General features: G+C 28.0%; 6 protein-coding genes. All 6 read right to left on the reverse strand.

Translation table 11 applies throughout. From position 1 onward, the window contains the following. Positions 1–286: 286 nt before the first annotated feature. The 6 genes from pduL to RDX53_RS13455 all read right to left on the reverse strand — a co-directional run bounded on the left by pduL (position 287) and on the right by RDX53_RS13455 (position 7000). Positions 287–850 (reverse strand): phosphate propanoyltransferase, encoded by a 564-nt coding sequence (gene pduL / locus RDX53_RS13430; RefSeq protein ID WP_195931505.1) that lies wholly within the window; start codon positions 848–850, stop codon positions 287–289. A gap of 173 nt (positions 851–1023) precedes the next feature. Then, entirely contained in the window at positions 1024–2283 is a 1260-nt protein-coding gene (aroA, locus tag RDX53_RS13435) for a 3-phosphoshikimate 1-carboxyvinyltransferase (protein ID WP_195931506.1), read from the reverse strand. Continuing rightward, positions 2276–3361 (reverse strand): 3-dehydroquinate synthase, encoded by a 1086-nt coding sequence (gene aroB / locus RDX53_RS13440; protein ID WP_195931507.1) that lies wholly within the window; start codon positions 3359–3361, stop codon positions 2276–2278. Before aroB ends, aroA begins: the two co-directional genes overlap by 8 nt. Further along, positions 3349–4518: a chorismate synthase gene (aroC, locus tag RDX53_RS13445; protein ID WP_307994331.1), complete on the reverse strand. Its 1170-nt coding sequence runs from the start codon at positions 4516–4518 to the stop codon at positions 3349–3351. The genes aroB and aroC overlap by 13 nt, the downstream gene beginning before the upstream one ends. A gap of 25 nt (positions 4519–4543) precedes the next feature. Further along, positions 4544–5143 (reverse strand): flavodoxin family protein, encoded by a 600-nt coding sequence (locus tag RDX53_RS13450; RefSeq protein WP_195931509.1) that lies wholly within the window; start codon positions 5141–5143, stop codon positions 4544–4546. Between the two features lie 81 nt (positions 5144–5224). Beyond that, on the reverse strand, positions 5225–7000 hold the full coding sequence (locus RDX53_RS13455) for a GAF domain-containing SpoIIE family protein phosphatase (RefSeq protein WP_295761522.1): 1776 nt from the start codon (positions 6998–7000) through the stop codon (positions 5225–5227). Positions 7001–7195 lie beyond the last annotated feature (195 nt).

Genomic DNA, 7195 nt, shown 5'->3' on the forward strand with positions numbered 1-7195 from the left:
TTTTATAATATGTATATTTTTGTAATATATAAATACGTAATAAATTATATTTAGGTTGAGTAAAAACGCCCTATTTTCTACAATTTTCCAATAAACATATTTTGGTAAATATAAACTTATTTGCAATTATTATGTTAGCACATCTAAAATTTTTTTTAAAGTATTAATAATTTTTTCTTTTTTTTTTTAGTAATTTTCTTAATTTAGTTAAAAAAAAAGAAGTGTATACTATATACATACACTTCTTATTACTTTTTTAATCATAAAATTTTATAAATAGATAAAATTATTTTATTAACTCTACTAAATCTCCGTTTTTAACGCCAGCTGCATTTCCTTCTTCTATGTCAACGTGCATTTCTAAAGCAAAGTTAGCATTAGCTCTAACTAATACGTTGTGGAAAGTTAATCCTCTTAATCCTTCAGTTTTAACACTTACTACATCTTTATCTTTAACACCGAATTTTTCAGCATCTTCAAGACTCATGTGTATATGTCTAGCTGCTACTATTATACCTTTTTCACATTCAACTTCACCATTTGGTCCTACTAATTTGAATGCTGGAGTTCCATCTATATCTCCTGATTGTCTAACTGGAACTGATAAACCTAATCCTCTAGCGTCTGCTAAAGAAACTTCAACTTGAGATTCTGGTCTAACTGGTCCTAAAACTCTCATTGTTTGTTGTCCTTTAGGTCCTACTACAGTAACTTTTTCTTCACATGCATATTGTCCTGGTTGAGATAATGGTTTAAATGGAGTTAATTGGTATCCTTCTCCGAATAATACATCAACGTCAGCTTGACTTAAATGTACGTGTTTATTTGATAATGCTATTGGTAATTTCATAATAAAAACCTCCTGAAATATAGTTTAATTTTTAATAACCGCAATTAAATTATATCTAAAATTTATAATAAAATCAATTGTTATAATATATTCGTATATTGTATATTACAATCTTTTACTTTATTTATTAAATTTTTTACATTTTTTAACATCATTTTATTGCATAATTTATACTATTTAGCTAAATCTCTTAACAAATCAAAGTATCCAGGGAAAGATATATTTATACAGCTAGGATCGTCAAGAATAACTCTAGAATCACTTACTAAATCTGCTATAGAGAAAGACATTGCTATTCTATGGTCTTTAAATGTTTCTATAGTAGCTCCATGAAGTTTAGTTTTTCCTTTTATTATCATACCGTCTTCTAATTCTTCTATATCTGCACCCATTCTCTTTAAGTTGTCTACAACAGTTTTTATTCTGTTGCTTTCTTTTACTTTTAATTCTTGAGCATCTTTTATTATAGTCGTACCTTCAGCCTGTGTTGCCAAAACGGCTATAACTGGTATTTCATCTATTAATCTAGGAATTATAGTTTTATCAATTGTAGTTGCAGTTAAATCTTTAGAGTATTTAACAAGTAAATCTCCTACTTTTTCTCCACCTACTATTCTTTCATCTATAATTTCTATATTTCCATTCATATTTCTGACAACATCTATTATTCCAGTTCTTGTTTCATTTAATCCGACATTTTTTATTAAAACTTCAGAACCTTCACTTATTAAAGCTCCTACTATTATAAAAGCTGCAGAAGATATATCTCCAGGAACATAAATATCCTGGTTAAATAGTTCATCTACAGGATTTACAATTATATCTAGTCCATCTTCTTTTATATCTGCACCAAATGCTTTTAACATTATCTCTGTATGATTTCTCGATTTAACTTTTTCTCTTATTATACTTTGTTTATCAGCATATAAACTAGCAAGTATAATTGCTGATTTTACTTGGGCTGATGCAACGGGCATTTTATAATCTATACTGTGTAAATGACCACCTTTAACTGTTATAGGCGTAAAGTTTGCATCATCTTTTCCAGTTATGTCACATCCCATCATTCTAAGTGGGTCTGTCACTCTCTTCATAGGTCTTTTACCTATAGAGGCATCACCTATTAATGTAGATTCAAAATCATTTCCAGCAAGAATACCCATAAGTAGTCTTATTGTTGTTCCTGAATTTCCTACGTCTAATATATCAGTTGGTGCTTTTAATCCTCTAAGCCCATTTCCTTTAATGAATACATCTTTCCCATCTATTTCTATGTCTACTCCCATTTTTCTAAAGCATGCAACTGTACTTAAACAATCTTGTCCCATTAAAAAGTTACTTACTTTATTGTTTCCTTTTGATATAGCAGAAAACATTATCGATCTATGAGAGATAGACTTATCCCCTATTAATTCAAAACTTCCTCTAAGCATATTTGCACTCCTTTATTATTTCTAAAATTGTCTCATCATCTACATCATTAAATAAATCCACTTTACCATGTTCTACTGGCAAAATCATATTTACTTTTGAAAAACTATTTTTCTTATCAGTTTTCATTATAGATAGTACTTCTTGTTCGCTTGCCCCCTCAAATTCTGTTGGCAAATTAAATACCTTACATATATTTAAAAATTTATCATAATATTCTTTAGTTATTAAATTTTTTCTTAAAGAAAGTTTAAATGCCATATTCATACCTATACTTACAGCTTCCCCATGAGCTATATGGCAAAGTTTCTCTACTCCATGGCCGAAAGTATGTCCAAAGTTAAGGATTTTTCTAAGTCCTCCTTCTTTTTCATCCATTTCAACAACATGAGCTTTAATCCCTGCACATTTTTTTACTATGTATTTTAATGTTGAATCTATTTTGTCTAATATCTCTTCACTATTTTCTAATAAATAATTTATAAATTCATAATCATATATAAATCCATATTTAACAACCTCACTCATACCGTTTCTAAATTGGTCATCTGGCAAAGTTCTAAGTGCTGATACATTTATAAAAGTAAATTTAGGTTGATAAAATGCACCGATTACATTTTTATAAGTTCCTAAATTTATTCCTGTTTTACCACCTATAGATGAATCTACTTGTGCTAAAAGAGTTGTAGGTACTTGTACAAAATCTATTCCTCTCATATATGAAGAGGCAACATATCCTGCTAAATCTCCTATAACACCACCACCTACAGCTATTATAAGTGATTTTCTAGTAAGACCAGCCTTTATCGCATGTTCTAGTATTTTTTGAAAAGTATCAAGGCATTTAGATTCTTCCCCTGCTGGAACTATATATTCACTTACAAATTTAGCTCCTAAAGAATCTATAAATTTATTTAATTGTGTTTTGTATACATTTTCATCTGAAATTACTAGTACCATATCGTAAATTTCATTTATATTTTTATTAGTTGTGCCATTTACTTCATTTAAAGCTTTATTAAAACTTCTATAGCTATCATCAATAAAAATATTGCATACTTTGTTTTTTATTTTTTCCATCCTCTTTCACCCAACCTTTGAATATATGAATTATAATTTCTTTTTACGTCTTCTAAACTACTTCCTCCTATTGTTTCTAAGAAGAATTGACATATAACAAAAGCAACTACATTTTCACACACAACGCTACAAGCCGGAACTGCACAAGTGTCTGAACGCTCTACTGTAGCTTCATAGCGTTCTAATGTATTTATATTTATTGAGTTAAGAGGCTTGTATAGTGTTGGAATTGGCTTCATAGCGCATCTTATTATGACTTCTTCTCCAGTTGTCATTCCACCTTCTATACCACCTAATCTATTTGTAACTCTCTTTATTCCATCTTTTTCATTATATATTATTTCATCCATTACTTGAGAACCTGGAAGTTTTGCTACATCAAATCCTATACCGAATTCGACCCCTTTTATAGCTTGAGTTCCCATTAGATGCATTGCTAATACACCGTCAATTTTTCTATCAAATTGAGTGTATGACCCAAGTCCTGGAATTAAGTTTTTTATTCTAACTTCTACAACCCCACCGATTGTATCTCTTTCACTTTTTATTTCGTCTATTTGTGCAATCATCTTAGCTTCTACTTCTTTATTTGAACATCTAACTTCTGAATTATCTACATTATTTTTTATATAATCAAAATCATATATATTTTCATCCTTCACATTACCAATTTGTATAACATGAGAGACAAAGTCTATATCGAAATTTTTTAATAGCTGTTTGCAAATCGCTCCTACTGCTACCCTACTTGCTGTTTCTCTTGCTGATGACCTTTCCAGTACATTTCTTGCATCATCAAAATCGTATTTTAAGCAACCGACTAAATCTGCATGACCTGGTCTTACATTGTTTACTTTTCTAGTTTCAAAATCTACTTCATCCATTGGTGCCATATGTTCAGTCCAGTTTTGGTAGTCTTTGTTTTTTACTTCAATTGATATAGGTCCCCCTAGTGTTTTTCTTCCCCTAACACCACCAAGAATATTTACTTTATCACTTTCAATTTTCATTCTGCCACCACGGCCATAACCACATTGACGCTTTTTAAGTTCTAAGTTGATTTCATCAAAGTTTAGTTCTATATTTGATGGCAGTCCATCAATTATAGATATTAAACTCTGCCCATGTGATTCACCACTTGTCAAATACCTTAACATAATTCATCGCCCCTTACTTTTAGTATTAATTATTTTCTTTAATTCTTTTTATATATTCATCAACATCTCTGTTGAATCTAGCTTTGAAATCTTCATTTTCCATAAAAGGAACTTCATCTGAATTAGATAGGTATAAATTATAATCTAAATCTGTATTTATCGATTTATAAAATATATCCATTACAATTTGTCCACCTAAAAATTGATCTTTAAATTCAGGTTGTCCACCAATTGCAATATACATTCCCAGTCTAAATTTATCTCTATCTATAGATGGTTTTTTTAATATATATTTACTAGCGAAAAATGCTTGTGTTCTATCTACTACTGTCTTTACTTTTGTAGATACACTTGAAAAATACATAGGACTTACTGTTATTGTCCCTGTACTTTTATTAAATTCTTCATATATAGGTGTCATATCGTCTTTTATTCTACAGTAGCCTGTCTTTTCACAAGCTCCACATGCAGTACAATACTCGATATTCATTTGATATATGTCTAATACTTTGTAATTAATGTTGTTATCTTCAAATTTTTTTGTTATCTCTTTTATAATAGAGCTACAGTTTTTGTTTTTACGAGGACTTCCATTAATTATTAATACTTTATCATTTTTCCCCATATGAATCCTCCTATTTTAATGTTAAATCTTTTATGTGTTTTCATATTAATTATTATAGCACTTAATATGAATTTCTTTATATTATTTATTGCTCAAGCATACTACTAGTATATCATCATCAAAATTATGTTTAGGTACAAATTCACCTAATTCTTTTTTCAATGCATTTATAAAGTCATCTTTTTCTAACATATAATTCTTAAGTAAAAATGACTCAAACCTCTCTATTCCAAATTCTTCTTTATCTTTATTTTTTATTTCAATTATTCCGTCTGTATACATACAAATCATAGAACTATCTTTTATAGAGATTGTGCTTTGCTCATAATTTATATCTTCTAGGACGCCTAATGGAATATTTTTTTTGCATAGAGTACCATCAGTACATTTGAATTTTCCGGAATTATCTATTATTATTGGACAATAATGACCTGCATTAGAGATATCTAATGTATTACTTTTACTATCTATAATTCCCACTATACATGTTGTAAAAACATCCATTTTATCAAATTCATCATATAATATTTGATTTAATTTATTCATAATTTCTGCTGCAGTTTGATAATTATAACATAATGTCTTGAAGCATCCCTTTATCATTGCAACAATATAGTTTGATACTATACCATGTCCCATAACGTCGGCAATTATATATGCGACTTTATCTTCATTTATAACTTGTGCGTGATAGAAATCCCCACCTATAACTGTTGCTGGTTTATGGTAGAAATATAAATCTTTATCATTAGATAAATTCATTTCACTTTCATTCATTATAAGTTTTTGCTGCTTATTTAATATATTTAGCTCATTTGCAATTAATTTATGTTTTGTTTCAGCTTGATTGTATTTATATAATTGCATACCTAATACGATTTGTTTAGATATTAATTCTAATATATTAAAATCATCTTCAGTATATCCATGTCTATTGTTTGAGCATAATATACAACCTAATAACTTATTTCCATCTTTTAGTTTGTAGTACATGTAATTTTCTACTTCTATCTCATCTATAATTATAGATTTAGCTTGATTTATATAATTTCCATCTTCGTTGTATTCATCTATTTTAAGTAATATCTTTTGGAAATCAATTTTTTTCTTTAGTCTATTTTCCATAGCACTAAAAATTTTATAATCATAATTTAAGTCATCAATTACTATAAATGCCTCATCACTTTTAGTAAGTTTCTTGGCTTGACTGTTTAATGATTCCATAAACTCATTTACATCATTATTTAAGTGTAGTTTTGTCGTTATTTCATTTATATTACTTATCGATTCTCTAAGTTTGTCTATTAGTTCTTTAGTGTGTTCATTATCAAAAGTTATTTCTATTGATAATGATATAAGAGATACTACAGAAGATATAAATGTTATATCTGATTCTTCTAATGAATCTTCTTCAGTTAAAAAGCATGTCATAAATCCTATAACATTGTAATTTAAAATTAAAGGAAACACTATTCTTCCCTTATATCCTTCCATTTTAGCTAGTTCTCTTTCATCAACTGCTTTTGGATTTTCAAATATATCCTCTATATATATAATTTTTTTCTGTTCAACTGCCTCATGTATATATTTAGGATAAGATTTTTTAAAGTTTAACTTTGTTCCTATTTTTTGATTTGGTGGAAATACCTTTGGTATATAATCTAAGGTAGCTGAACAAACTAAATAAGCATGTTCAAAATCATTATCATAAAATAAGTTAATACATGCTTTAGTTGGCTCAACTACCTCTAACATTTTATCTACAATTTGGTCTTTTATTGCAAAAAAATTAGTGGACTGAGTTACCATAGCTGATATATCAACTAAATTTTTCATTAATTTTCTATACTTTTCCATCAAGCATCCTCCTTGATTGTTTCTCTAAAAAATTCCTTTAATTGTAGATAAATTTTATCACAATAATTATCATAATCCAAGTAATGTCATATAATCTTATTAATATTTAAAATTAAATAATCTTTAGTTTTTTCATAATCTTTTAAATATATTTTATATACTATTTTTATAGTTTAAATATATATCTCTGATTGT

It is taken from the genome of uncultured Intestinibacter sp. (assembly GCF_902468165.1).
Taxonomy (GTDB): Bacteria; Bacillota; Clostridia; order Peptostreptococcales; family Peptostreptococcaceae; genus Intestinibacter.